Genomic DNA, 24,010 nt, shown 5'->3' on the forward strand with positions numbered 1-24,010 from the left:
ACAAGTTTTGCTCAATTATCTTAAAATTAAAATATTTAATATTGAGATAAATAGGCGCCGAGCAGACGGTGGAATTTGTTCCACCGAAGCGAAAAAGGCGAACTTGTTCAAAAGAGAAGGATGCAAAGCCACGGGGCAAATTTTTACGGGGTTGGTCAATTCTATGGCGGGTCCGAAGCGGGACAAAAGCGCGGAATGGCCGTGCAGCGTTCAGATCTGCACGGCCAAAGGATCGGTTGATTAGCTGGCGGATGAAGAAACATCGCCTGTTGTGATCGGGTTGCGGACGATTTTCACTTCATAAAATGTAATTTTGTTCGAAATGATGTATTCAGGTATGGTCCGATGGGAGTGGGATTCCCGGAAAGCATCGCTTTTCGTCCAGGCGTTAAAATCTTCCTTGGAGTTCCAGCGCGTCACGACGCTGACTTCATCGTATTCCTTCATGCTTTCCGTCAAATGCACTTCCAGGCCAAGAAAGCCTTCCATATATTCGACCTTGCCTACCTTGTCGAAGCGCTCGATCAGTTTGTGAGCCTCGCCTTTCCTGATTTGCGAAGTGTTGGTTACGATAATCATGGATAATTCCTCCTTGGGTTTGGGTTTCATTGGAATAATAACAGGGTAGTCGTCTTCGAACTTGACCCTGGCATCAATGTGATAGACTTCCTGCAAAAACCGGCTGGTCAACATTTCCTTCGGTTCACCCGTTTGAACGACCTTGCCGCGTTTCATGGCAATCATGTAATGGCAGTAAGCTGCCGCCTGCTGAAGATCGTGGAGCACCATTACAATGGTAAGCTTGTAGTCCCGGTTAACCGCCTGCAGCATCTCCATCACATCCAACTGATGGGCAATGTCCAGATAAGTCGTCGGTTCATCCAGCAGGAGAATATTTGTTTGTTGAGCCAAAGCCATGGCGATCCGTACTTTTTGCTGCTCACCTCCCGATAAAGTATGAAACATGCGGTTTTCATTTCTTGCGGTGCCGGTCGCTTGAAGCGCCCAGTCCACGATTTCATGATCGGCCCGGCTCATGCGGTCAAACAGCCGCTTGTAGGGCGAGCGTCCGTATGCAACCAGCTCCCTGACCGTTAGTTCGGGCAGCTGCTCTTTGGATTGGGTAAGCATGGCTACCGTTTGAGCGAACTGCAAGGAGCTGTAGGCTTTAATGGATCGGCCGTATACGTCGACATCTCCGCTGTCCGGCTGCTGCAGCCGGCTGATGATTTTGAGCAGTGTGGATTTTCCGGAACCGTTCGGGCCGACGATGGCCGTCATTTTTCCGACCGGGAACGACACAGACAGATCGTGCAGCTCAAAACCTCCGAGAGCTAATTCGATTTGCTTCGTTTCGACAGCGCTCATCCCGACATTCCCCGTTTCTTCAGCAAGTATAAAAAGAATGGCGCACCCAGCACGGCCAGCAGAATACCGACCGGAAGCTCGATAGGGTCAAAGGCCGAACGGGCCAACGTATCGGCAAATACGACCAAAACAGCCCCGCCCGCAACGGACAATGGGAGCAAAAAACGGTAATCGCCCCCGACCAAAAGCCGGACGGCGTGAGGGACCACCAAACCGACGAAGCCGACCAGGCCGGCGACACTGACGGCGGCTCCTGCCAGCAGGGAGGAGAGCAGAATCAGCAAAAACCGCTGAAATTCGACCTTCTGTCCGAGCAGTTTGGAAGCATCGTCTCCAAGCAGCAGCAGGTTGGCCGGTTTAATGGCGAACAGGGACAGCACAAGGCCTGCAATCGCATAAGGGGCCATGAACGATAAATGATGCCAGCTTTTGCCGTTAAGACCGCCGGACAGCCAGGGGAGGACAGCTTGCACCCTGTCGCTGTAAATCACCATGAACCCGTTGGTGATGGCGCCCAGCAGCGCGTTGATGGCAACGCCGGCCAGCACGATTTTCAGCGGTGAAGAGCCTTTGCTCCAAGCCAATAAGTAAATGAACACCGATGTGGCGAAAGCTCCGGCAAAAGCAAGCGCAGGCAGCAGGAAGCTGAGCTGCGGAAATACGATCATGGACATGATCGCAGCCAGTCCTCCGCCGGCGGACACTCCGATGATGCCCGGATCTGCGAGCGGGTTTTTCATGACGCCTTGCAAGAGCGCGCCCGATGCCGCAAGACAGGCTCCGACGAGCAGCCCGATCAGCACGCGGGGAAGCCGGAGGTTCATCACGATTTTATGCTGAAGCGCCCCGCCGGCGGAGGTAAACACCTCCCAAATTTCATGAAGCGAAATCGGGACGGAGCCGTAAGTGAGGCCATAGAAAGTAACGGCAAGCACGAGGACGGGAGCGATAACGAACCCCCATTTTCGGCGAAAACTGCGCTGCTCCAGATTCATAGGTTTATTTCACCGACTGCAGCAGCTTATGCAAAATTTCAAGCGATTCTGTCACTCGCGTTCCCGGGTTCGTTCCGAACAGATCGGCGGGAAGTACCTCGACCCGGTTGTTTTTGACCGCATCCAGGCTGCTCCAGGCTGCATGTTGCGACATTTCCTTCATGAAGCCTTCTTTTACCTGATCCGGGTTCGTATGGCTCATCAGCAGCACGAGCTGCGGATTCGATTTTACGATTTTTTCCGAATTGAGCTGCGCGTACTGGGGGTAGCTTTCCAACTTCGGATAATCAGCCGCAATGTTGTCCCCGCCGGCCTTGGCCAAAATATCCCCGCTTAACGAATTGTTCAGCGCAGCCATATACGTGCCGGGAGCCCCGTAGACGAGCAGAACCCGGGGCTTGGGAGCGCCGTCCTTGGCCGCATAAGCTTGCAGCTTTTCATCCATTCCCTTGATGAGTTCGGCCGCTTTGGTTTCTTTTTGCAGCAGCTGCCCGATAAGCTGAATCTGCTTCTTAATATCGTCAATGGAATTGGCCGACGAGAGCACGACTTTGGCGCCGAGAGACTCGACGGACGGTATATCCTTGTTGTTCATCGGATTGTTGCCGAGCACGACATCGGGGCTGAGCAGGGCGATTTTTTCCAGATCGATACCGTGGGCGGAGCCGATCGGCAAAGCTTTTTCCGCTTCTTTTACCCACACGGGCGAGGTGGAGGCAGGTCTGCCGACTACTTCGGCCCCCAGCGCGTATACAATATCCAATTCGCCGTTGCTCAGCGCAGCTACTTTTTTCGGCACCTCGCTAAATGAAACGCTTCTCCCGGCAAAATCCTTGACGGTCACCGCTTGCGAGGCGGAGGATGCCGCAGCTGCGGATCCTTCTCCGGAAGGCTGCCCGCAGCCCGAGAGGAGCAAGAGCGCTAATATGGGACTTAAAAACGCTGTATTTCTCAAGAACCTAATCCTCCTGTCATTGCTGCAAAAGCTCCCCATCCGCCGGAGCCGATCGGCACCTATGAGGATGAAAATGGGGGCATCGCCAGTTATTTTCGGGGCAGTTCGCCGATCAGCAGCATCGGCCGTTCGACTCGCCCCGCTAGAGTTAGCGCTTCTGCTCGGCAATTCCGCAGAAAACCTGCAAATGTGCAGCTTTTTGGCCCACTGATTGCCTTGCAGCATAATATTCCTGCAGATGCGCAGGCTTTGCCGCCTAAACCCGGGCTCGGATCCATCTCGGGCGAAAATTCCTGCACTTTTGCAGGCTTTCTCATCAACTCTGCCGCTTACGCTGTAAAAGCCTGTTGAAAAACCCCGCGTCAGTGGCGATAACTACAATCTGCCCGGCTGCTCGAAGAAAACCTGCAAAAATACAGGAATCTGCGTCCTTGATCGCTGGCCACGAACAATTCCTGCAAATGTGCAGGCTTTTCAGCGGGGACAGGGGCTCAGGCTCACTTTCAGCAAAAATTCCTGCACTTTTGCAGGCTTTTCGCTAAAATAAGCCAAGTTCGGAGGAAAAACCTGCACTTTCGCAGGTTTTTTCCCTAGCACGATGCCTCCTGGCCATTTGTTCAGTTCCGCGACCTCACAAGGAGGTGTGCGCCCAGAAAAAGCGGCTGTCCCTCCAATTAGGGCCCTCGCTGCTTCCCATAGCCCTAACTGAGTGTCGCGACTTTTCGGGCAGCCTGCACTTTTACAGGCTTTCGCCCCGCTGGGCCGCTTCATGAACGGCTGCTTGTTCCGCCCCTCAATCCTGGCCTCCTCGGCTTAGTCGCTCCAAAAGCCCCCACGCCGCCGGTGGCATAAGCAGTGAATCGATAATCATTCTCAACATTAAATTTAAATGAGAATGAATATCATTGTCAACATATTTTTGGAATGATTACCCAGATGTGATGATAAAAAGGAGTTGACATTTTCCAAAAGAGTAGGATATTATCAACCCGTCGAGAATGATAATCATTATCTTTCGAATAATAGAGTTGGAGGTAGAAGCAAGGCGATGAAGAAGAGGTTGACTTTACCGTTGTATGTCATAGCGCTGTTGTGGATGCTGCACATGCCGACTGCACCCTTTGCCCAGGCGGCTTCCGGCCTGTCGGACGGCACATACAAGATCGACTATGTCATTACAAAAGCCGAGAACGAGTCCGTCTCCATGGCTAATGATTATTTTGAAAAGCCGGCTGTGCTGCAGGTGAACAACGGGGAAATTACCGGCAAAATTCAAATCAATCACAGCAAATGGATCACCGCATTCAAAACGGCGAAGGGCGGCGATTTTCCTGATGCAGAGGTAATCCAAAGCGATAAGGGCGGGGATACGCGTGTGGTTCAGTTCAAGATCGAAGACCTCGGCAAACCGCTGCTTTCGAAAATTCACGTAACGGTGCCGGAGATCGATTATGACCACGATTATACGATCCGCTTTATGTTTGATCAAAAATCGCTTAAGGGGTCCGGAGCTGCGCAGGGCGAAACGAAAAATAAAGATACATCCGGTAGCAAAACGCCCCCCGTCAAAACAGAATCCGTCCAAACGAACTCCAACAAAACGAATTCCATCCAAGCAAATACAGCAGTCACGAATCCGCAAACCGGAGACGAAGCCCCTATCGCGCTTTTGGCAGGCATGTTAGCCGTTTCGGGCTTGTTTGTTGTCTACCAGCTAAAAGTTAAAAAAACCAAGGAGGAGAGATCAAGTTGAACTCACGCTTTTTAAAAACCGTATCCGCTTCGGCAGTGATATTTACTTTACTCGCATCCGCTCAAAATCCGCTTGCCCATGCGCTGGAACCTGCTGGCGGGCTAGGAAGTTCAACGGTCAGCGCCACTACCGTCGCTTCTAATCCGCACGGCATTGCCGACGGCACCTACAGCATGGCTTACGAATTCCATAAGTTCAATACCGATCAAGTATCGGTCATGCAGCAATATGTCGTAAATCCCGGCCGGCTGTTGGTCAAGGGCGGGAAAATGTTTGTTCAGATTACGCTGAAACAAAGCAAGGAAATAACGGGTTTCAAACTTGAAACCGCAGGAAGTTTGGCATCGCCGGAGGTGGTCGCTTCCGACGAACAGAGCAATACGCGCACCGTGCAGTTCGAGGTCAAAGACTTGACGGCTACGGTTAAGGGCTGGGTAAAAATTTATTGGCAGGTCAGCTCCGAGTTTCTCTACGATCACGAATACGATATCGATCTGACTTTCGATAAATCGACGCTCAAGGCAGTTCCGGGGAGCACCGCCCAGCCGCCAAGCAAGGAAGTGAAACCGGCCGTCGCGAGCATCCCGGATCTGGACAATCATTGGGCGCGGGCTTCCGTGGAGCAGGCTGTAGGGCTCAATGTCGTAAACGGGTATGAAGACGGTACTTTCCGCCCCGATGGCGAAATTAACCGGGCGGAATTCACAGCGATACTGAGCCGGGCGTTGAAGCTTGAAGCAGGGAGGCAGCCGCTCAGCTTTACAGATGCGGCGAGCATTCCCGAATGGGTTAAGCCTGATCTGGCCTCCGTCGTCGAAGCGGGCATTATCGGAGGATACGATGACGGTTCGTTCCGTGCCGACCGCAGAATAAGCCGGGCCGAGCTGGCGGTCATCGTCGTTCGCGCGTTGAAGCTGAAGGTGGATGCCAATGCGCTTCCGCCCTTGTCGGATGCGAATCTGATACCGAAATGGGCGCAAGCGGAAGTAGCAGCAGCCTATCAAGCGGGGGTCATTAGCGGAAGGAACAACAATTTGTTCGCTCCTGATGAAAGCGCGACGAGGGCCGAGGCCGTCAGTCTGATCATGGCGCTGATCAAAGGCGCGAAATGATCGAAAGGAGCGGTCCAGTTAGCATGCATATGAAAACATGGATGAGCGGTTCATTCCTTGCGATGGCTCTACTCTTGTCGGGCTGCGCCGGCAATTCGGCAGCTGGCGAGCCGCCAAGCGGAGAAGTGCCGGCTGCGTCAAACGCGCAGACTGCGGAACCGGCCGCGGCCGACGCCGGGAAACACCGGATCGTATCGACGACTGTGGCGGCAGCCCAATTCACCGATGCGCTGGATCTGGATTTGGTCGGAATTCCTACGAGCTCGAAGGTTTTGCCCAAACGTTACGATGGAGTGACCAAGGTCGGAAACCCGATGGCCCCCAATATGGAGATCGTCAAATCGCTTGAGCCGACGGAAATATTGTCCGTAACAACGCTTGAATACGACCTTGCTCCGATGTTTAAAAATGCCAACCTGGAAGCCAACTTTCTGGATTTCACCAGCCTGGACAAAATGAACAAAGCGATTCTCGATATGGGAGAGCGGTACGGGCGGCAAAATCAAGCGGGTGCTCTGGTAGACGGGTACAAGGCCAAGGTTGAACAGATCAAACAGCAAATCGAAGGCAAACCGCAGCCGAAGGTGCTTATTTTGCTTGGCGTGCCGGGCAGTTATCTCGTTGCGACGGAAAACTCTTATATCGGTGACCTGGTAAGGCTGGCGGGCGGAAAAAATGTCGTGGAAGGCGAAAAGGTGGAATATTTGGCTTCCAACACGGAATATTTGCAGAAGTCGAACCCGGATGTGATTCTGCGTGCCGCCCACGGTATGCCGGAGGAAGTCGTCAAAATGTTCGATAAGGAGTTTAAGAAGAACGATATTTGGAAGCATTTTTCCGCTGTGCAAAATAACAGGGTGTATGACTTGCCGGAAGAACTGTTCCAAACTACGGGAAATTTTGCTGTAGGGGAAGCACTTGATGCAACGGTAAAAATGTTGTTTCCCTGAACGAATCTCTGAACATGCGTCAACTACTAACGAAGGAAGCCTGAGATGAATAAAAAAGTATGGAGTATATCGGGAGTCATTGTGCTCCTCCTCGCGGTCTTGATCTATTCCGCCTGCACGGGCAGCATTCAGGTGAGCGGGTCACGGCTGCTCCATGGATTGTTGACGGGAACTGACAAGCAGGTGGAGGTCATACGCGATCTGCGGCTGCCTCGCATAATTGTGGCATCGCTTGTAGGGGCGGCGCTGGCCGTCTCCGGCGTACTGCTTCAGGCGGTCATGCGCAGCTCACTGGCGGATGCCGGCGTGATCGGAATTTCCTCGGGAGCGGGTTTTGTTTCCATTCTCACCGTATCCATTTTTCCGAATCTGTTTTTTTGGATGCCTTTATTCGCTTGTTTGGGCGGAGCTCTGGCTTGCTTTCTCGTCTATTCATTCGCGTGGAAGTCCGGCTTGAACCCGATTCGCATCATTCTCGTCGGCATTGCCATTAATGCTACTTTCAGCGGGTTGGGGCAGTCATTCAACTATCGTGGCAGCTATGCGGTTACCAGCATTAATCAGGCGGTGACCTCCATCTTCACGATGAAAAATTGGGGAGATGTCCGGATTATGCTGTTTGATGGCGTAATCGGGCTCTTGTTAGCGTGGATCGTGAGCCCTTGGTGCAATTTGCTCGCTTTGCAGGACAAATCCGCCAAAAATGCGGGACTCAACGTGTCCAAAGCCCGTCTGTGGATTTCAGCCGTCGCTGTGCTGCTCGCTGCTGTTGCAACTGCGATCGGCGGTTTAATCGTGTTTGTCGGTTTGCTTGTCCCTCACATCGCCCGTCTGCTCGTCGGCTCGGATCATAAGCTGCTGATCCCGTTTTCGGCAATGGCGGGAGCGCTTCTGATATTGACGGCGGACACGCTGGGCCGCACCGTACTTGCCCCTGCGGAAATTCCGGCCTCGATTATTATGGCCGTTATCGGAGGGCCGTTTTTAATATTTTTACTCAGGAAGAGTGATCGCGTCTATGGACATTAAGCAGCTAAGCTTCTCGTATGAGCCGAAGCTTGGGCGGCTTCAACTCCGAGAGATCAATTGCAGTTTTCGGCACGGCAAAATTACGACGATCATCGGACCTAACGGCTGCGGCAAATCGACACTGCTTGGCGTGATGTCCCAAAACTATAAGCCGTGCAGCGGAGAAGTTATTTTGGACGGCAAGGCGATTGCCGGCTATAAGCCACGGGAACTTGCCCGGAAGCTTGCTGTGGTCCATCAGCAAAATGAAGCGCCTCTCGACTTGACTGTGGAGAAGCTGGTTCATTTGGGCCGTAGTGCGCATAAAGGGCTGTTCTCGATGCATGGGGAAGAGGATGAAAAGGCCGTGGACTGGGCGCTGCACTGCACCAATTTGCTTGAGAAGCGGGAAGCTGCCCTGGATCAGCTGTCAGGCGGCGAGAAGCAGCGGGTGTGGATTGCGATGGCGCTCGCCCAGCAAACACCCGTTTTATTTCTGGACGAACCCACTACATTTCTGGACATTTACTACCAGCTCGAGGTGTTGGAGCTTATTCGGAGTTTAAACGCGTCGCACGGATTGACGATCGTGATGGTGCTGCATGATATTAATCAGGCTATCCGGTATAGCGACGATATCGTAGTGATGAAGGAAGGTCGTGTCCATTTGCAAGGCGCTCCTCGCGATATTATTACGGCAGAAACGATCCGGTCTGTCTATGGGGTGAGGTCTGTCGTCAGGGCGGATGAGGAAGCCGGGATCAACGTCATCCCTATAGGTATTTAAGGTAAAATTTAACATAGGATTATTTTGAAGAAATGATAAAAAGAGGTTGACAAGTTTTGGGTCGTATATAGTAATATAGGGGTGTCGGCAGATGGTGCACACATCTTCGATGCTCTGACAGTGAAGAGACAGCGATTATTGGCCTGATCGGATCGTCTCAGCCACAGAAGCTTTTTTTTTACAACATCACTGATAATGATTATCATTATCTTTGAATAGCGAGTGTTTTCGTGGCATTCACGAGTACCCGGTGGAAGGGGGCTTGGTTAACCACATTGCTTGAAAGAGATTTGCAACGACAGAATTGCACGGGGTCATTCCGCAGTAAACATAAACAATGATGAAGGAGTGTTTGTTAAATGAATTTGTCCATTAAAAAATCTTTCTCGATGATGATGTTGGTATTTGTTCTTGTGCTGGCTTTTGCAGTTCCTGCTTTCGCTGCAAGTAAATCGTATCAATTCTACTACAACGGAAGCGCCACATCTCCTTATAATTCCCATGTAGACGGATATATCGTCGGTTCTGCAGACGTAACAGGAACGACAGTTACCATCACGCTGTCGGGCGACAACTATGGGGATTTGAAAGCTGACAATGGCTCCGGCACGTTTGTCACTGCTTCTAAAACGATTAATGCCAGCGGCAACTCGGTGTTCACTTTCACTAACTCCGATCCGTCGGAAGACATTGACACACAGCTTTATGTGAATGCCGGACCTCATTCACAGACTTACAATCTTACCATTCACTGGAAATAATATCGTGTCTGCGACACGCTGAAAAGTCAATCTGCCGAGGTGAAAAGCCGGTCCCCACGACCGCTTTTCGCTTTGGCGTTTGCGTTTGCTCCAGGATCGAAAAAGAAGGAGTGTACATAAAGTTGAAGAGCCGATTGAAACAATCCATGGCCATATGGCTTTCTCTGGCCGTATTTCTATCCTCGCTTTTGTCCGCATTGCATATCCATACCGGTACGGCCGAGGCCGCCGGCGCGATTCCCGATAATGAGTACGCGGTGAACTACAGGTACTTGAAAGACGGGACCGCCGATTCGTCCGCTGCGAATATTTATTTGTCCGTACAGGGCTCCGGCAAGCTCATCGTGAAAGATGGGAAAATGAAGCTCGAGCATCAAATTACGCCAAAGTACTACAGCTATTTTCAATACATCGGCTTTCGCAAAGCAGGAGCCGACAAAGCGGTAATCGATTCCGGCACTCAGCAGGTTCAAGGCTTGGACGGTTATCAAAACTATCCGGTCCGCGCCTCTAACGACGGGTCGGGCAACTGGATTACGACAATCGATATCGAAGATATTGCCAAGAAACCGGACGTGCTTATGCATGTGGTCATCAAAAACGACCCTGAATATCCTCCGGGATTTGTATACGATAACTGGTATAACGTTCAGTTGGAAATCGACACAAGCGGATTGCCGGGCAATAACGGCGGCAGCAACTGCACGAATGCCGAGCAGCCGATTACTATACAACAACTGCAAGATTTGATTACTGTTTCTAAATCCGTATATGCAAGTACGTATGAAGGAACCGATTATGGAAATTATCCGGCAGGCTCCAAGCAGCCGTTGTATACAAACATTGTGCTTGCGGACAATTTTATCGCTATGGGCAACACCGCTCCCGAGCTGATTAAGTCCGTCCACCATTCGCTGACAGCCGCATTGAACACGTACCAGTACGGGGTCATTTCGCAAGTCGATAAAACCGCTCTGCGCTCGCTTGTCGATACGGCTATGAATGATCAGGAAACGATGCATGAGCTAGGGTACGCGGAGTGTAAAGAAGGTTATAATTATCCTCCCGTTACGCCCGGAGAATATACCAAGGGCTCCAAAGAAAGCTTGCAGCTGTATTTGGGCAGAGCGCAAACCGTGCTGCAGAATGTCTATGCGACATCCAGCAATGTGACCAAAGCGATCAATCAGCTTAAAGGATACACAGACAATCAGTTCGTTGCCTCAGCTCCGGTTAAGATCATCGTCCTCGATTCGCTGAATCCGACAACGACGCCTTCGCAGAACGCTCCGGAGATTGCCGGAACGGCTGTGCTCGTTGAACCGAGGAACAACAACAACGAGTACGTAAGAGCTAATCTTACGTTCAATGGGGCGGCTCCTGCCGAGGCGGTGCAGTCCACTCCCCAGAAGTCGAGCCAGAACAATGGCGCCGGGTTCCTGACCGAAGGCTTGGATTATGCGAATGAAGCCAGCCAGGCGCTTCTGCTGAGCAAAAGTTCCGATGCGCAAAAGAAAGTGTATCAGGTGCTCATCCGCGGAGCCGCCGTTGACAATACCAAATGGGAGGGCCGCTCCTATCTTCGCTACAAGCTGAACGGTGTAACGAAAGAGGTTTACATCAGCTACAACGGAGATCAGCTTGATGCGCTGAACACGGCGGTTGAAACGGCGCAGAGGCTGTACGATCAAGCAACGGCTCTGACCGGCAGCGAGCAAGCTTTTGCGGCTGCCAAGACCGCGCTGCAAGCGAAGATCGCCGCAGCCAAGGAAACGGCAGCCAATCTGGCAGCGACCCGGCCGCAGATTGCCGCAGCCGGCAGCGCATTGGCGCAGGCGGTGGCTGCATTCAAGGCAACCGCTATCGTTGAGAATCCGGGTTCAGGAGACGGGCAGATTAAGGACGGTGAATACCCTATCCCATTTTATATTTACAAAAAAGGAACTTCCGACCCGTCCGTCATGTATGACTACGTAGATAAGAGCAGCGGCAAGCTGATTGTGGAAGGCGGCCATAAATACGTTTCGTTTACCCTCAAACAAAATGCGGAAATTTTGTCCTTCAAGACGGAGCGGGGCGGAGTACTGGTGGAAACGGATAAAGTTAGCGAAGATACGGCTGCCAATACGCGCGTTGTCCGTTTTCCGGTCGGCGATCTGAACGCCCGTTTGAATGGATGGGTAAAAATTTATTGGCTGCTCCCGCCACCGATCAATTTGTATGATCATGAGTATGAAGTGGAGCTGGGATTTGGCCAACCGGTCATTCCGGAGGAAAAGCAAGATCTGAACTTCAGCGTTCTTCATGCAACCAAAGAGGAATTGTCGGCGATGGACAAATATTTCGTGAAGCCGGGCAAGTACAGCGTGGCGGATGGAAAAATAAAAGTAACCGTTACGCTGAAGGACAGCACGACCATACCGAGCTTTAAAGTCGAGCAAAACGGCGTACTGAAGGAAACGACGGTTGTCAGCACGGATACCGCAGCGAACACGCGGGTCGTACAATTTGAGACGGCGGACCTGACAACGCTGCTGAACGGTCAAGTGCATGTGTCGACGAGTTATAACGGAACGCCGTATGAAATGGACTACGCGATCCGATTGAAGCTGACCGCGACGGATAAAACGAGCTTGAATGCGTTAATAGCTTCGGCTCAAAGCAATTTGGATGCGGCGGCGGAAGGAACGGAGGCCGGACAATACCCTGCGGCGGCCAAAACGGCTCTGCAGGCGGCGATCGATGCGGCCAAAGTTTCGGCAGCCAGTGCGGCAGCTTCCCAGCAATCCGTTGATGCGGCTGTCCTCGTTTTGCAAAAAGCGCTGAGCGTATTTCACGCTTCCGTCATTTTGGAAGACGCCGGCTATATCTTTACCCTGCCGGCCACGATTACAGATGGTACGGGAGCGCCGATTACCGACTACGTTTCCAGCGAAGTCAAGCTGAATGTGAATGGCGGCCAGCAGATAGCGACATTCGAACCGTATGCGGGCGTCACGCTCAAAAAGCTTCAAAAGAAAAAAGCCGACGGCAGCCTGGAAGACGTACAACTGCAAGTAGCGGCTGCCGCTAAGCGGGAGGACTTGGTTGCAATCCTGAGCGCCGACAATTCGTTCAGCTTCGAGTTGGATCGCACGGCCAGTTACCTGCTTACATTGGTCGGAAGCGATGAAGCGGAGCGGGCATTCGAAATCGCGTTTGCGCAATTGCAGCCCGTAAAAGCGGACCCGGGAACCGGATTGCCGGGTACGGTACCGGTGAATGTCCATGGCATCGCCGACGGGTCCTACAGTATCACGTATAAGTTTTTGAAATATAATGCCAGTACGACCTCCGTCATGCAAGAGTATGTCATTACGCCAGGCAAACTTACGGTGAGCGGCGGCAAGATGTATTTTGAATTCACGCTGAAACATAGCAAACAAATTCCTGATTTCCAGGCAGACACCGGCAGCGGTTTGTCGACTCCTTCAGTATCGGAGACTGACGACACAAACAATACCCGGACTTATAAATTCATGGTTAACAACCTGGATGCGAAGCTGCACGGGTGGGTCGATGTCAACTGGCCAGAAATGAGCTATGTTCATAATTATGATGTTCATTTGGTATTTGACAGGTCCTCGCTGGTATCTATAGCAAGCGGAACGAAGGCGGGGCTTACCGCGCCGGTGAAGCCGCTCGCTCTAGTCTACGAACCGGGCGAGTACGTAATTGATTATGAGCTCAACGTTCGCGGGACTTCGAACAAGTCGGTGACCGACGAGTTTGTGTTGCACCCGGCAAAAGTGGTGATCAAAGACGGCAAAAGTTACTTGCAAATAACAGTATTGAATAAAGAAGTGACGGCTCTGAAAATTGAAGACGCCAAAGGCAACTTAACCGATGCGGAGATCGTATCGACGAACGAAAAAGGCAATGAGAGAACGCTGCAGTTTTTGATCAACGACGCGAAGACGAAAGTGCTGGCTCAATTCGTAATGGCGGTGCCGGGCAAATACAACGGCGAATATAACGTCGAATTTGTGCTCGATGACTCGACCTTCAAGCCTTACAAGGAGCAGCAGCCTAAGACGGAGTCGGATAGCAAGCAGCCTGACGAGAAGCCGACTACGGCCGCAAACCGGTTCAGTGATATGGATAAGCACTGGGCAAAAGCGCTGATCGAGCGTGCAGCTAAACTAGGCTTGGCGAATGGGCATGAAGACGGGACATTCCGCCCGGATAACCTGATCACGCGCGCGGAATTTGCGGCGCTGCTGAGTCGGGCGCTGAAGCTGGACGCGGGCCAAGGAGAGCTAAGCTTCAGCGATGCGGGAGATATGCCGGATTGGGCGAAGCCGCAGCTGGGAGCTGTCAGCAAAGCCGGTATCATGAACGGCTATGAAGACGGGACGTTTCGCGCCGACCGCAACATCAGCCGGTCGGAAGTGGCGGTGATCGTGGCGCGGGCGCTCAAGCTGGATGTCGACGCGCATGCGAAGCCAAGCTTCGAAGACGCGGAAAGCATTCCGTCGTGGGCGCAGGCGGAAGTGGCGGCAGCCAACAAACGAGGCATCATAAACGGACGGGATAACAATCAGTTCGCGCCAAATGAGCGCACTACGCGGGCGGAAGCGGTCGCTTTGATTCTTGCTTTGTACGAGGAAGCTAAATAAACTTGCAGTTGGAACAAGCGAGGATGCTGGATAGCATCCTCGTTTTGCAATGTATTTTAAGCGTGATAGATATGTTGAAAAGGAAGTCGTTGCCTATGGGACTTATGCGTCGGGTTTGGACCGTTTTGGCGGCAGCCGTGTTTCTGTATGCGGCATTTCGTTTGGCGGCGATCGGATGGGGATACTATGAAAACCGCAGAGATCTGGCTGAGGCAAGCAAACTATTCAAGGAGGCTCAGCTCAAGGACATGGGTCAAACCCTGTCAGTGACTGCTGTTACTTACGATAGGGAACACATGTTTGGCTGCCGGCCTCGCGATTTGTTTCGCCCCTTGCTGGAGCTGGGTCCGGATATAGTCGGTTGGATCCGTCTGGAGGGCAGCCGCATCGACTATCCCGTAGTGCAGGGAATCGACAATGAGCAGTATTTGAGCCGCAATTATAAAGGAGAAGATTCCCGCGCCGGCAGCATTTTTATGGATTACCGCAATGCGAAAAGCCTGGTGCAGCGGCATACGATTATTTACGGCCATCGGATGAAGGACGGCACCATGTTTGGCGACTTGAAACAGTATGTGAATCAGACGTACTACGACAAGCACCGGCAATTTCGGCTGGACACCTTGAACGCTCCTTACATCGCTGAAGTTTTTTCAGCGTATTATACGACTACGGATTTTAACTATATCGAGACGGAATTTTCCGACGATGAGGATTATGCCGCATTTTTACAAAAAATTCAACAAAAATCGCTTTATGCAACTGATATGGAGGTTGCTCCCGGAGACCGGATTATTACCCTATCGACCTGCAATTATGCACTCGACCCGGTAGCCGGAAGATTCGTTGTCCATGCCCGTTTGAAGCGTTTGGGTGAGAGAGCTTGATTTTTCGACAAATATGCGACATATTTATCACTAGATTACTGTTTCATAGAGATAAAAATAGAGAAAAAGAACTACCGAGAGAGAGGGAAACCATATGATTACCAAGCAGTTATCTCCGCTCGTCCAGGCATTGGACCTGAAGCCCCATCCGGAAGGAGGATGGTATAAGGAGCTTTGGAAAGCTGCTTTTGAAATTCCGCAGCCTGTTCTGGGCGAGTCTTATTCCGGGCCGCGCTTTGCCGCGAGTTCGATTTATTTTGTGCTTCATCCGGAGGAGTTTTCGGAATGGCATACGGTTTTGTCGGATGAGCTGTGGCTGTGGCATTCGGGCAGTCCGCTGCTGCTTTCTTTGGGCGGAGACGCCGATCAGCCGCACACGCAGCGGGAAATCATTCTCGGCCCCGACGTGTTGAACGGGCAGCAGCCGCAAGCGCTCGTGCCGGCCAAAGTATGGCAAACGGCAAAGCCTCTGGGCAGCGAGCCTGTATTCGTATCCTGTGTGGTCGCTCCGGGGTTTCACTATGACGATTTTAAGCTGATTCAAAAATAGGATTGAAAAAAAACGGAGCCCGCTCACAGCAGCAGGCTCCGTTTCGTTATTTTTGCAGTTCCGCGCGGTTCGTTTTCCTTTGGGCGGCGAAGCGGAACGCCGCTTTAAGCACGGACGAAACGACGAAGTAAATGAACAAAATCCGGAAGGTTTGATAGCCGGATACGACCGGCAGCTCGGCGCCGATCTCATGGGCCATGATGCCCATCTGGTCCATGCCGCCGGGCGCCATGCTGAGAAAGCCGGTTGCTCTGGATACCGAGTGCAGCCGGGTCAGAAGCATGCTCAGGCCAAGCGAGCCGAGCACCAGAATGGCTCCGCTGGCGATCGCCAGCGAGATCGTCCGGACTTTTCGCTCCAGTTGGTTCGGCTTCAGCAGCAATCCCACATAGCTCCCGATCATAAACTGGGAGATGTTAAGCAGGGCGGAAGGCAGCTCGGGACCGTAAACTCCCGCAAGGTGAACGACTGCGGTGCCGACCATCGGCCCCAGCATATACGCGGTGGGCAGTTTGATTTTACTGCCTACCCATGCGCAGATCAGACATACCGCCACATATATCCAGATGTTGGGGAATAGTGCGGCCCAAGCAGCTTCCGAAGTAGCAGCAGCGCCCGAGGCGCCTGTATGGTTGCCTCCCAGCACCGGACTGAAAAGCAGCAGCGGAACGAAAAAAACGATCATCATCAACCGCGTCACTTGAAAAAAAGTGACGATGGTCAAATCGATCTGCTTGAACTCCTCTGCGAGCGTAATCATCTGCGTGAGCCCGCCGGGGATGCTCGCGGTCATCATCGTCGGGAAGTCGATCCCCGACAGTTTGGATATAAAAAAGGCGATGATCGCGCACAGCGCAATCAATGCAACGGTCATCATCAGCATGGAAGGCAGTTGATGCACGATTTCGATGAGCGCCGCTTTCGTCAGCGACAATCCGATGGAATAGCCGACGATCACAATCCCTGCGTCGCGCACGTAAGAAGGCCAGTAGAGCGGCAGCTTGGCCCATTTGGAAGCCAGCAGCACGGCTATCATCGGCCCCAGCAGCCACGGAATCGGCATGCGAATAAACGTGAACAAGCATCCCCCTGCTGCAGAGACGAGGCAGGTCAAGAGAAAGCGGGCCGCCTTAGAATCCGGAAGTTTAACGGCCATGATGCATTCGACTGAAATCTAGGTGAAACGGGTCCATCATAGAAATTCGCTCCCTGTCATTCGTTATAGATACCCGGTCAAAACAAAATTATAATTATCATAGCAACTATCTGCTCAAAAGTAAAATACGAACAGACGCCTCCCGAACAACCGTGTATACGGGATGGAGGCGTCTTTTTGCTGCCCTTCAAATAGCCAGGTCCAGCGAAATCGTACAGGTGGTGCCTTTTCCTTTTTCGCTTTTGACTTCTATCGTACCTTGCATTTTCCGAATAATGCTAAAAGAAACCATGGTCCCTAGCCCGGTTCCTTTTTCTTTCGTCGAATAATAAGGGGTTCCCAGGCGGTCGACCTGCTCTTTTGTCATCCCCGTTCCGGTATCGATAATGGAGATGACGGCATGCCGCTTCATTTTTTGCAAATGAATCGTTAATTGCCCGCCGCTCGGCATCGCTTCAATGCTGTTTTTTCCGATATTCAAGAAAGCTTGGCGCAGTTTGGTTTTATCCCCGTGAACGAGCAGCTGTCCATCCGGCGATTGCGTCAGTATGCGTACGTTTTGAAAATTGGCAAAAGAGGCAAGAACGTTCGTGATGTAGTCGATCTCGCTTTTCAAATCGATAAGTTCGACGTTGTCCGACTCCGGTTTGGCAAAAGTCAAATAATCCGAAATAATTTGCTGGGCCCGATCCAGCTCATCCAGACAAATTTTTTGATAATACTGCCTGCTTTCGTTGCTGATTTTTTCGCTCCCCATCAATTGAATGAAGCCCCTGACCGAAGTAAGCGGATTCCTGACTTCATGGGCGACGGAAGCGGCCATTTCGCTGGCGACTTTGAATTTCTCATTATTCGTAATTTCATCGCGCTGGCGCACATTTTTTTTGAAAATTTCCAGCATGTAGACGTAAAGCCCTGCAACGAAACATTGCAGCAAAATGGTTCTATAACCGCCCGGAGCCACGTAATCCGCCCACGCCTGATTATTTTGTATCAAATATAAATAAACGGTTTGTGCCAGTATTCTAATGATGAAGTAAACAACGACAGAGGAAACGATTTTCTTCAATAACGAGAACGTTTGGAAATTTTTGATATACAATAGCGTCACGCAAAAAGCGGGGATGAGTGCAAGAATGTACTCGATTTGATGAGGGCTCCCCATAAAGAACCGGCAAACAATCAAGGTGACAAATAGCAGCAGGGAGACGTAAGCGCCTCCATATAAAGAGCCTATGATAAGCGGAATACCGCGGAAATCGAAGGTGAATTTTTGGATCATAACAGGAAAAAACATTGTTGCAACCAGTGCGGCGCCAAAAATAATATAAACGGCAACCCGGTTATACAAATGCGTACGTTCGGCTTTGAAGACATGGACATATAACGCTATCGGGAGGAAAACGAGGAATACATTCAATAATAGGTCTTTGTAGTAGTTAAGCATACATCCTCCTGGTCTCGATCCCCATTATAATAAGTCAGTTGCCATACTGAGGGAGTTTGGATACATCAATCGAGACCTGCTTGGATTCTTCCATAAGCACTAGCTTCATCTTCTCCCAAGATGCATGAATGGCAGGAGCAGGAGGCGTAGGCGCATCTTCAAAATGCGCTCTAATAGTGTCAATCAGCAGTCGCTCAAATTGCTTTTCATCCATCCCACACACACCCTGAAATTCCGTTTTATTCTACTATTATATGGAAAAATTGTGCTTGTTTTCATCGTAAATATTTTGCGCAATTGTGCAAATGGCGTTGCGTGATTGTGCAAATTTATGGAAGCGTAATTGATCAAAAAAGCAGGTCATGAGGCCACATTTTCCTCTTTGGTGCGAAGGGGGGAACTCCTATTAGTTCAATGGTTATTTGTGTTGTTAGCGATGCCGCGGCAGAAAAAGAAGAACCGCCAAGCGATGGTTGCAAGGCGGTTGATATGAATTGAATGATCATGTAATACCTTATATTGGCGACATCATAACCGTTAGTCTTTCCTGACCAACAGTGAGCAGCACTGCCAGCCCCATTCCTTATTGGGCAATCTCTTGCGGAAGATATTCGGTGTTCTGCGATTGAACCCGTTCAAAAAGAGCAATCCGCTGTTCCCCTTCTCCGGCATCAAAAAAATGCAGATGCTCGAATGACGCCGTGATCTTGACATTGGAATGAGGAGGAATACCCGCCGGGGTAGGCGTTGCAATTAGCAGACGCTGCTGCTGCACGGCAACGTGATGAACATACTGCGCACCCAAATATTCCGTACGCAAATACTCGCCTTTGATGGAAAAACCGGATGACCTTGGCTCGGTACCCGGCTGCAGTTTTAACGCTTCCGGCCGGATTCCGAGCAAAACCTGGCGGCCCGATTGCCGCACGAGTTCCGCCCGAATCGCGTTCGGCAAGATAATCTCCTGGTCCGCAAATAACAATCCGTTGTCGCTCGTTTGAACCGAAACGACGTTCATCGGCGGATTGCCGATAAAGGTTGCCACAAACTTGTTCGCAGGGCGGTTGTAGATATCATCCGGAGAGCTGATCTGCTGAACCTGCCCCTTACGCAGCACCGCGATCCGCTGGCCGATAGTCATCGCCTCCACCTGATCATGAGTGACATAGATCATCGTTGTCGGATACGTTTCGTGCAGCTCCACCAATTCGTTGCGGGCATTCGTCCGCAATTGCGCGTCCAAATTCGATAGCGGCTCATCCAGCAAAAAATAAGGAGACTGCTGCGCGATAGCCCTGCCCAGAGCGACACGCTGACGCTGTCCTCCTGAAAGCTCACGCGGCTTTCTTTTCAAAAGGTGGCCCAGTTCCAGTTTATCGGCAATTTCCTGGATGTTTCTGGTCATTTCCGTTTTGGGTACTTTACGCAGCTTGAGTGAGAATGCCATATTGTCAAATACCGTCATATGCGGATACAACGCGTAATTCTGAAACACCATGGATACGTTGCGTTCGCTGGCGTCCACACCGTTCACTTTTTTGCCGCCCATATAGATGTCCCCGGACGAAACTTGCTCAAGTCCCGCGATTAACCGCATGATCGTCGTTTTGCCGCAGCCGGATGGCCCGAGCAGCACCAGCCTTTCGCCGCTTATAATGTCCAGATCAAGCGAAGGGATGATCGTTTCCGCCCCGAATGTTTTACGAACCGCTTCGAACCGGATATCGAATTGATTTTGCAAGAATATCACCTTCATTCGTTTATGGTACTAACCTTTGACTCCCGTACTAATAAAGCTGTTAATGATTTGCCTGTTCACGATAAGGAAAGCGATCAAAGGCGGTACGGAAGCGAGCGTTGCGACCGCCATCATCGGCCCCCAGGAAGTTCCGCCTTCGGCATTGATGAACAACTGAATGGCGAGCGGGATCGTCAGCATATCTTTATTGTTAATGACCAGAAGCGGCCAGAAATACTCATTCCACACATTGATAAAAATCAAAACGCCCAGCGCGAAAAAAGTCGGCCGCACAACTGGAAACGCAATACGCCATAAAATATGCCATTCCCCGGCCCCTCCCACTTTCGCCGATTCGTACAGGCTGGACGGTATCGTGCGAAACGTTTGCCGCAGCAAAAACACGCCCATACCGCTCGCCAGTTGCGGAGCAACCAAACCGGCATACGAATCCAGCCATCCCAGCTTGCTGATGAAGAGGTAATTGGGAAGCATAGTCACCTGGATCGGAATCAGCATGCTTGCAACGACGACATAAAATAAAAACTGCCGTCCTTTAAAATCAAACCGGGTGAAGGCATAGGCCGCCAAAATGCTTGTAAATAACTGGAAGGCGGTAACCAAACAGGCGACAAAAAGCGAATTCATAAAATATCGGAACATCGGAACCGAATTTAGTACATAAATGATATTTTCCAATGTGAATGGATGCGGAATGGGGTTCAAAAAATCCCCGAATATTTGGTCCGCCTGTTTAAACGTAGTCGTAATCATCCAAACGAGCGGAAAAAAGCTGCAGAAGAGGCAGATCCATAGAAGCACATTCCAGCCGTTTAGTTTAATTCTCATAATACGCCCTCCGATCCATGACCAGAGCCTGCACGATGATGAGCAGAAGGAAAGCGATAAAGGTCACAATGGCCGTTGCCGATGCAAGTCCGCTTTTGAAAAATTGAAAGCCGTACTGGTAGATGAGAAACACCAGATTGCTCGTGGATTGATTCGGCCCGCCATTGGTCAGCATTTCTACCGGCACGAATACATCCTGGATACCGACGACGATTGCCGTCACAAAAACATAAATCAAAGTTCCCGATGCCATAGGAATGATAATTTTACGCAGCAGCCCGAAAGTCGACCTAAGCCCCTGCACCCGGGCGGATTCGCTCATTTCTTGCGGTATGGCAAGCAGGCCGGCCAGAAGCACGATAAAATTGTAGCCGAACTCTTTCCATGTAACGGAAAGGCTTACGGCCCATTTGGCCCAAAACGGGTCGCTGAGCCAGCTCACCCCGGAGATCCCAACAACTGCGAGCGCGTGATTGATGACACCGATCACCGGATTCAGCAGCCATAAAAATACGATCGAGGAGACGGAAAGAGATAGTACAGTCGGTGTGAAAATGGCTCCTTTATAAAAGGAAGCCCGCTTCGAATTCACTCGGGTCACGGCGAAAGCGACAAGAAACGGAGCCGCGAATAAACCGAACAGCAAAATCAGGGCATAAAAACCTGTATTTTTGACCGCGATCCAGAATTCATCGCTTGTCAGCAAGTTAGTGTAGTTGGTCAGTCCGACCCATTTCGGGTTCGGACTGACCATATTCCATTGCAGGAAACTAATTTGTAGCGATTGGTATAACGGGTAATAGACGAAAACAAGCAGAGGAAGCAGAGCCGGTAAAATATAGACATAAGGCCGAACTTTTCTCCAGACAGTCTTCATTGCGCGGTTTGAGCCTCCAACTCGTGTTCGATTATTCCGGCATGTTCCAGAAGAATTTCGGTTGGAGTCTCTTCTTTGTATTCAAGAATCGCGCGGTACGAGTGCTTGATCCCCCGCAATGCTTCCCAGATCGGCTTCCAATCTATGGTTCCATGCCCGACAGGCTGATGCAGGTCGTGGTGGGCGTCATTGTCGTGCAGATGAACCGCACATAATCTCGTTCCAAGTTCCCGAATGACAGATGGAGTATCCCATCCGTTAATATGCGCATGACCGACATCCACCAGAGCCTTGATGCTCGGAATCTCTTCGAACAAGCGTACAAATTCCTCCTGATCAAACAAGGCGAAACTTCCGAGTCCGACGTTCTCCACGGCCAAGTCAATACCGAGCTTTTGGGCTTCTTCGCCCAATCTCATCAAATTCTCTTTGGCCACCTGCTGGGATTCGCGGCGCAGGAACACTGGTGTCGAATACAGGCTCGGATGAATAACGACCTGCTCGGCCCCGATACGCTTGGACCATTTCAGGCATTCCTTATAGACCTCAAAGGAATATTCACGAATGACGCCGAAGCGTGGGGTAGCCAAATTCAATTCCCAAATCGGCGCATGTACGCTTAGAGGTCCCGCGTGGCTATCGAATCTGTGACATTCTTGCTCCCAATTGAGCGGTTCTCTCCAGTTCGGCCCATCCATTGAAATTTCAATGCCGCCCTTCCAGCGATCCAACAATTCCACGGCATCGTCCACACGATGCATATAAGGCAGCAGATTAATAAATGGTTTCATCTCAAAAGACCTTCCTTCATTAGACTATTGAAGCAATTTATTTACTTTATCCGCCGCGTTTTTCAGCGCTGTAGCAGCGTCCGATTTGCCCGTCAAAATTTCGTCGCGCGCGTCGATCAACGCTTGTTCGGCCTGCAGCCCGTTAGAACCAGGGAAGTTGACCCACGGAACTACGCCGTTCATCTGCTCAAGGGCCGGTTTCATCAACGGATTCGTTTCGAGGAAAGACTTTAGTCCATTCGGGTCTTCAGCCACTCCTTTGCGCGGCGGCAAATAGCCGGTTGCTTTCGTCCATGTGGCCAAAGATTCAGGAGATTCCATAAACTTGATAAATTCCCATGCAGCCGCTTGTTTGTTCGAATCTTTGGAGAAGATGAACAAGGCATTACCGCCCGCCGGAATGCTGCGTTTCTTGTCTCCGAATGTTGGGAACAACGTCGTGCGCAGGTCAAATTTACTTTGCTTTTGCAAGCTTTCGCGCTTGGCAATCGTTGTGACAACCATCGCCACTTTACCGCTGCTGAAAGCCTGAAGCCCTTCTTCCCATTTGGCGTGCAGCGCCAGCTTGTCCTTCACCATGTCGCCCATCATTTGGTACGCCTGAATAACTTCAGGATTATCGAATGCTGCTTTTGGCTTCCCGTTTTCCGTTTTCAACCATTCCCCACCGTTCGATTTCGCCAAGGCATATTGAGCCCAGTTATCCGGCGGTTCTTGGATGTAAAGTCCGTAATTCCCCGTTTTTTCCTTCACCAGAGCGCTTAATTTCTGAACCTCGTCCCATGTTTTAGGCGGGTTGTTTGCATCCCAGCCCACCTCTTTTAATAGATCGGCATTATAATACATAACCGGATTACTTACGGAATAAGGAAGGCCAACGACTTTGCCGTCTTTCGACTGCCCAAGCTGAATGATATTGGACAGATAATTGTCTTTAATGAAATTCGGTTCTTTTTTATCGTTGTTGGCAGCATCCTCAACCGGGGTAAACGGAACATTCTCCGTCACATAAGAAATGAAGTTGTAACCGATCTGCGCTACATCCGGCGGAGTGCCGCCGCTAATGGCAGCTTGCGCTTTTTGCAGCAGCCCCGGGTAGTTGCCCGGTTGATATTTATCGACAACCTGAATGTCTTTATGCGTATCATTGAACTTTTTGACCAGCTCTTTTACGCCATCTCCGCCAAAATCCTGTGAATTCACATGCCAGTATTCAATCGTAACAGGCCCTGACGAAGCAGTTCCGGCATTCGCTGAAGCACCGCTTGATGGGGCAGTCCCTTTCCCACACCCTGCAACCGTTAATGTCAAACCCAGGGCGATACATGATGTTAATGTCGTCGTTTTCCAGTTACCCATGTCGATTCT

Annotated in this window: 20 protein-coding genes; 9 read left to right on the top strand and 11 right to left on the bottom strand. The window is 51.0% G+C overall.

Annotated elements, in window-relative coordinates:
* Positions 1–240 precede the first annotated feature (240 nt).
* The 3 genes from isdG to AC0LWT_RS19775 are packed head-to-tail and all read right to left on the bottom strand — an operon-like array spanning position 241 to position 3,318.
* On the bottom strand, positions 241–1,368 hold the full coding sequence (gene isdG, locus AC0LWT_RS19765) for a heme oxygenase (protein WP_474682973.1): 1,128 nt from the start codon (positions 1,366–1,368) through the stop codon (positions 241–243).
* Positions 1,365–2,363 carry a FecCD family ABC transporter permease gene (locus tag AC0LWT_RS19770; protein WP_474682974.1) on the bottom strand — a complete coding sequence of 333 codons (999 nt, stop codon included), beginning with the start codon at positions 2,361–2,363 and terminating at the stop codon, positions 1,365–1,367. The genes isdG and AC0LWT_RS19770 overlap by 4 nt, the downstream gene beginning before the upstream one ends.
* A gap of 4 nt (positions 2,364–2,367) precedes the next feature.
* Positions 2,368–3,318, bottom strand: a complete 951-nt coding sequence (locus AC0LWT_RS19775) for an ABC transporter substrate-binding protein (RefSeq protein WP_474682975.1) — start codon at positions 3,316–3,318, stop codon at positions 2,368–2,370.
* A 1,048-nt stretch (positions 3,319–4,366) separates the two neighbouring features.
* On the opposite strand from AC0LWT_RS19775, the gene isdC reads away from it, so the two are divergent.
* From isdC to AC0LWT_RS19820, 9 genes are all read left to right on the top strand, one after another.
* Positions 4,367–5,071 carry a heme uptake protein IsdC gene (isdC, locus tag AC0LWT_RS19780; protein ID WP_474682976.1) on the top strand — a complete coding sequence of 235 codons (705 nt, stop codon included), beginning with the start codon at positions 4,367–4,369 and terminating at the stop codon, positions 5,069–5,071.
* Entirely contained in the window at positions 5,068–6,183 is a 1,116-nt protein-coding gene (locus AC0LWT_RS19785; RefSeq protein ID WP_474682977.1) for an S-layer homology domain-containing protein, read from the top strand. The genes isdC and AC0LWT_RS19785 overlap by 4 nt, the downstream gene beginning before the upstream one ends.
* 29 nt (positions 6,184–6,212) lie before the next feature.
* On the top strand, positions 6,213–7,133 hold the full coding sequence (gene isdE / locus AC0LWT_RS19790; RefSeq protein ID WP_474683035.1) for a heme ABC transporter substrate-binding protein IsdE: 921 nt from the start codon (positions 6,213–6,215) through the stop codon (positions 7,131–7,133).
* A 45-nt stretch (positions 7,134–7,178) separates the two neighbouring features.
* A complete protein-coding gene (locus AC0LWT_RS19795; protein WP_474682978.1) occupies positions 7,179–8,162 on the top strand; it encodes a FecCD family ABC transporter permease in 984 nt (327 codons plus the stop codon).
* Positions 8,152–8,928, top strand: coding sequence for an ABC transporter ATP-binding protein (locus AC0LWT_RS19800; protein ID WP_474682979.1), 777 nt, complete (start codon positions 8,152–8,154; stop codon positions 8,926–8,928). The genes AC0LWT_RS19795 and AC0LWT_RS19800 overlap by 11 nt, the downstream gene beginning before the upstream one ends.
* Positions 8,929–9,287: 359 nt before the next feature.
* A complete protein-coding gene (locus AC0LWT_RS19805) occupies positions 9,288–9,689 on the top strand; it encodes a hypothetical protein (protein WP_474682980.1) in 402 nt (133 codons plus the stop codon).
* 122 nt (positions 9,690–9,811) lie between these two features.
* Positions 9,812–14,347: an NEAT domain-containing protein gene (locus AC0LWT_RS19810; RefSeq protein ID WP_474682981.1), complete on the top strand. Its 4,536-nt coding sequence runs from the start codon at positions 9,812–9,814 to the stop codon at positions 14,345–14,347.
* Between the two features lie 95 nt (positions 14,348–14,442).
* A complete protein-coding gene (srtB, locus tag AC0LWT_RS19815) occupies positions 14,443–15,234 on the top strand; it encodes a class B sortase (RefSeq protein ID WP_474682982.1) in 792 nt (263 codons plus the stop codon).
* A gap of 97 nt (positions 15,235–15,331) precedes the next feature.
* Positions 15,332–15,784: a cupin domain-containing protein gene (locus tag AC0LWT_RS19820; protein WP_474683036.1), complete on the top strand. Its 453-nt coding sequence runs from the start codon at positions 15,332–15,334 to the stop codon at positions 15,782–15,784.
* Positions 15,785–15,830: 46 nt separating this feature from the next.
* Here AC0LWT_RS19820 and AC0LWT_RS19825 read toward each other — a convergent pair whose 3' ends face one another.
* From AC0LWT_RS19825 to AC0LWT_RS19860, 8 genes are all read right to left on the bottom strand, one after another.
* Positions 15,831–16,940, bottom strand: a complete 1,110-nt coding sequence (locus tag AC0LWT_RS19825; RefSeq protein ID WP_474682983.1) for an AbrB family transcriptional regulator — start codon at positions 16,938–16,940, stop codon at positions 15,831–15,833.
* A 187-nt stretch (positions 16,941–17,127) separates the two neighbouring features.
* Positions 17,128–18,387: an ATP-binding protein gene (locus AC0LWT_RS19830; RefSeq protein WP_474682984.1), complete on the bottom strand. Its 1,260-nt coding sequence runs from the start codon at positions 18,385–18,387 to the stop codon at positions 17,128–17,130.
* Between the two features lie 34 nt (positions 18,388–18,421).
* Positions 18,422–18,601: a hypothetical protein gene (locus AC0LWT_RS19835; RefSeq protein ID WP_474682985.1), complete on the bottom strand. Its 180-nt coding sequence runs from the start codon at positions 18,599–18,601 to the stop codon at positions 18,422–18,424.
* 369 nt (positions 18,602–18,970) lie between these two features.
* Positions 18,971–20,128, bottom strand: coding sequence for an ABC transporter ATP-binding protein (locus AC0LWT_RS19840; RefSeq protein ID WP_474682986.1), 1,158 nt, complete (start codon positions 20,126–20,128; stop codon positions 18,971–18,973).
* Between the two features lie 27 nt (positions 20,129–20,155).
* Positions 20,156–20,974 (bottom strand): carbohydrate ABC transporter permease, encoded by an 819-nt coding sequence (locus tag AC0LWT_RS19845; RefSeq protein ID WP_474682987.1) that lies wholly within the window; start codon positions 20,972–20,974, stop codon positions 20,156–20,158.
* Positions 20,964–21,851: a carbohydrate ABC transporter permease gene (locus tag AC0LWT_RS19850; protein WP_474682988.1), complete on the bottom strand. Its 888-nt coding sequence runs from the start codon at positions 21,849–21,851 to the stop codon at positions 20,964–20,966. Before AC0LWT_RS19850 ends, AC0LWT_RS19845 begins: the two co-directional genes overlap by 11 nt.
* Complete coding sequence (locus AC0LWT_RS19855; protein ID WP_474682989.1) at positions 21,848–22,642, bottom strand: sugar phosphate isomerase/epimerase family protein; 795 nt, start codon at positions 22,640–22,642, stop codon at positions 21,848–21,850. Before AC0LWT_RS19855 ends, AC0LWT_RS19850 begins: the two co-directional genes overlap by 4 nt.
* Before the next feature lie 24 nt (positions 22,643–22,666).
* Positions 22,667–24,001 (bottom strand): ABC transporter substrate-binding protein, encoded by a 1,335-nt coding sequence (locus AC0LWT_RS19860; RefSeq protein WP_474682990.1) that lies wholly within the window; start codon positions 23,999–24,001, stop codon positions 22,667–22,669.
* Between the last annotated feature and the right edge of the window lie 9 nt (positions 24,002–24,010).

This window comes from Paenibacillus sp. sgz302164 (assembly GCF_056120505.1).

Bases quoted from the DNA above. Each gene is read 5' to 3' on its own strand.
- AC0LWT_RS19830 (WP_474682984.1), bottom strand. From the start codon at position 18,387: ATGCTTAACTACTACAAAGACCTATTATTGAATGTATTCCTCGTTTTC.
- AC0LWT_RS19835 (WP_474682985.1), bottom strand. From the start codon at position 18,601: ATGGATGAAAAGCAATTTGAGCGACTGCTGATTGACACTATTAGAGCG.
- AC0LWT_RS19860 (WP_474682990.1), bottom strand. From the start codon at position 24,001: ATGGGTAACTGGAAAACGACGACATTAACATCATGTATCGCCCTGGGT.
- AC0LWT_RS19805 (WP_474682980.1), top strand. From the start codon at position 9,288: ATGAATTTGTCCATTAAAAAATCTTTCTCGATGATGATGTTGGTATTT.
- AC0LWT_RS19825 (WP_474682983.1), bottom strand. From the start codon at position 16,940: ATGGCCGTTAAACTTCCGGATTCTAAGGCGGCCCGCTTTCTCTTGACC.
- AC0LWT_RS19800 (WP_474682979.1), top strand. From the start codon at position 8,152: ATGGACATTAAGCAGCTAAGCTTCTCGTATGAGCCGAAGCTTGGGCGG.
- AC0LWT_RS19855 (WP_474682989.1), bottom strand. From the start codon at position 22,642: ATGAAACCATTTATTAATCTGCTGCCTTATATGCATCGTGTGGACGAT.
- isdC (WP_474682976.1), top strand. From the start codon at position 4,367: ATGAAGAAGAGGTTGACTTTACCGTTGTATGTCATAGCGCTGTTGTGG.
- AC0LWT_RS19770 (WP_474682974.1), bottom strand. From the start codon at position 2,363: ATGAATCTGGAGCAGCGCAGTTTTCGCCGAAAATGGGGGTTCGTTATC.
- srtB (WP_474682982.1), top strand. From the start codon at position 14,443: ATGGGACTTATGCGTCGGGTTTGGACCGTTTTGGCGGCAGCCGTGTTT.
- AC0LWT_RS19845 (WP_474682987.1), bottom strand. From the start codon at position 20,974: ATGAGAATTAAACTAAACGGCTGGAATGTGCTTCTATGGATCTGCCTC.
- AC0LWT_RS19850 (WP_474682988.1), bottom strand. From the start codon at position 21,851: ATGAAGACTGTCTGGAGAAAAGTTCGGCCTTATGTCTATATTTTACCG.
- isdG (WP_474682973.1), bottom strand. From the start codon at position 1,368: ATGAGCGCTGTCGAAACGAAGCAAATCGAATTAGCTCTCGGAGGTTTT.
- AC0LWT_RS19795 (WP_474682978.1), top strand. From the start codon at position 7,179: ATGAATAAAAAAGTATGGAGTATATCGGGAGTCATTGTGCTCCTCCTC.
- isdE (WP_474683035.1), top strand. From the start codon at position 6,213: ATGAAAACATGGATGAGCGGTTCATTCCTTGCGATGGCTCTACTCTTG.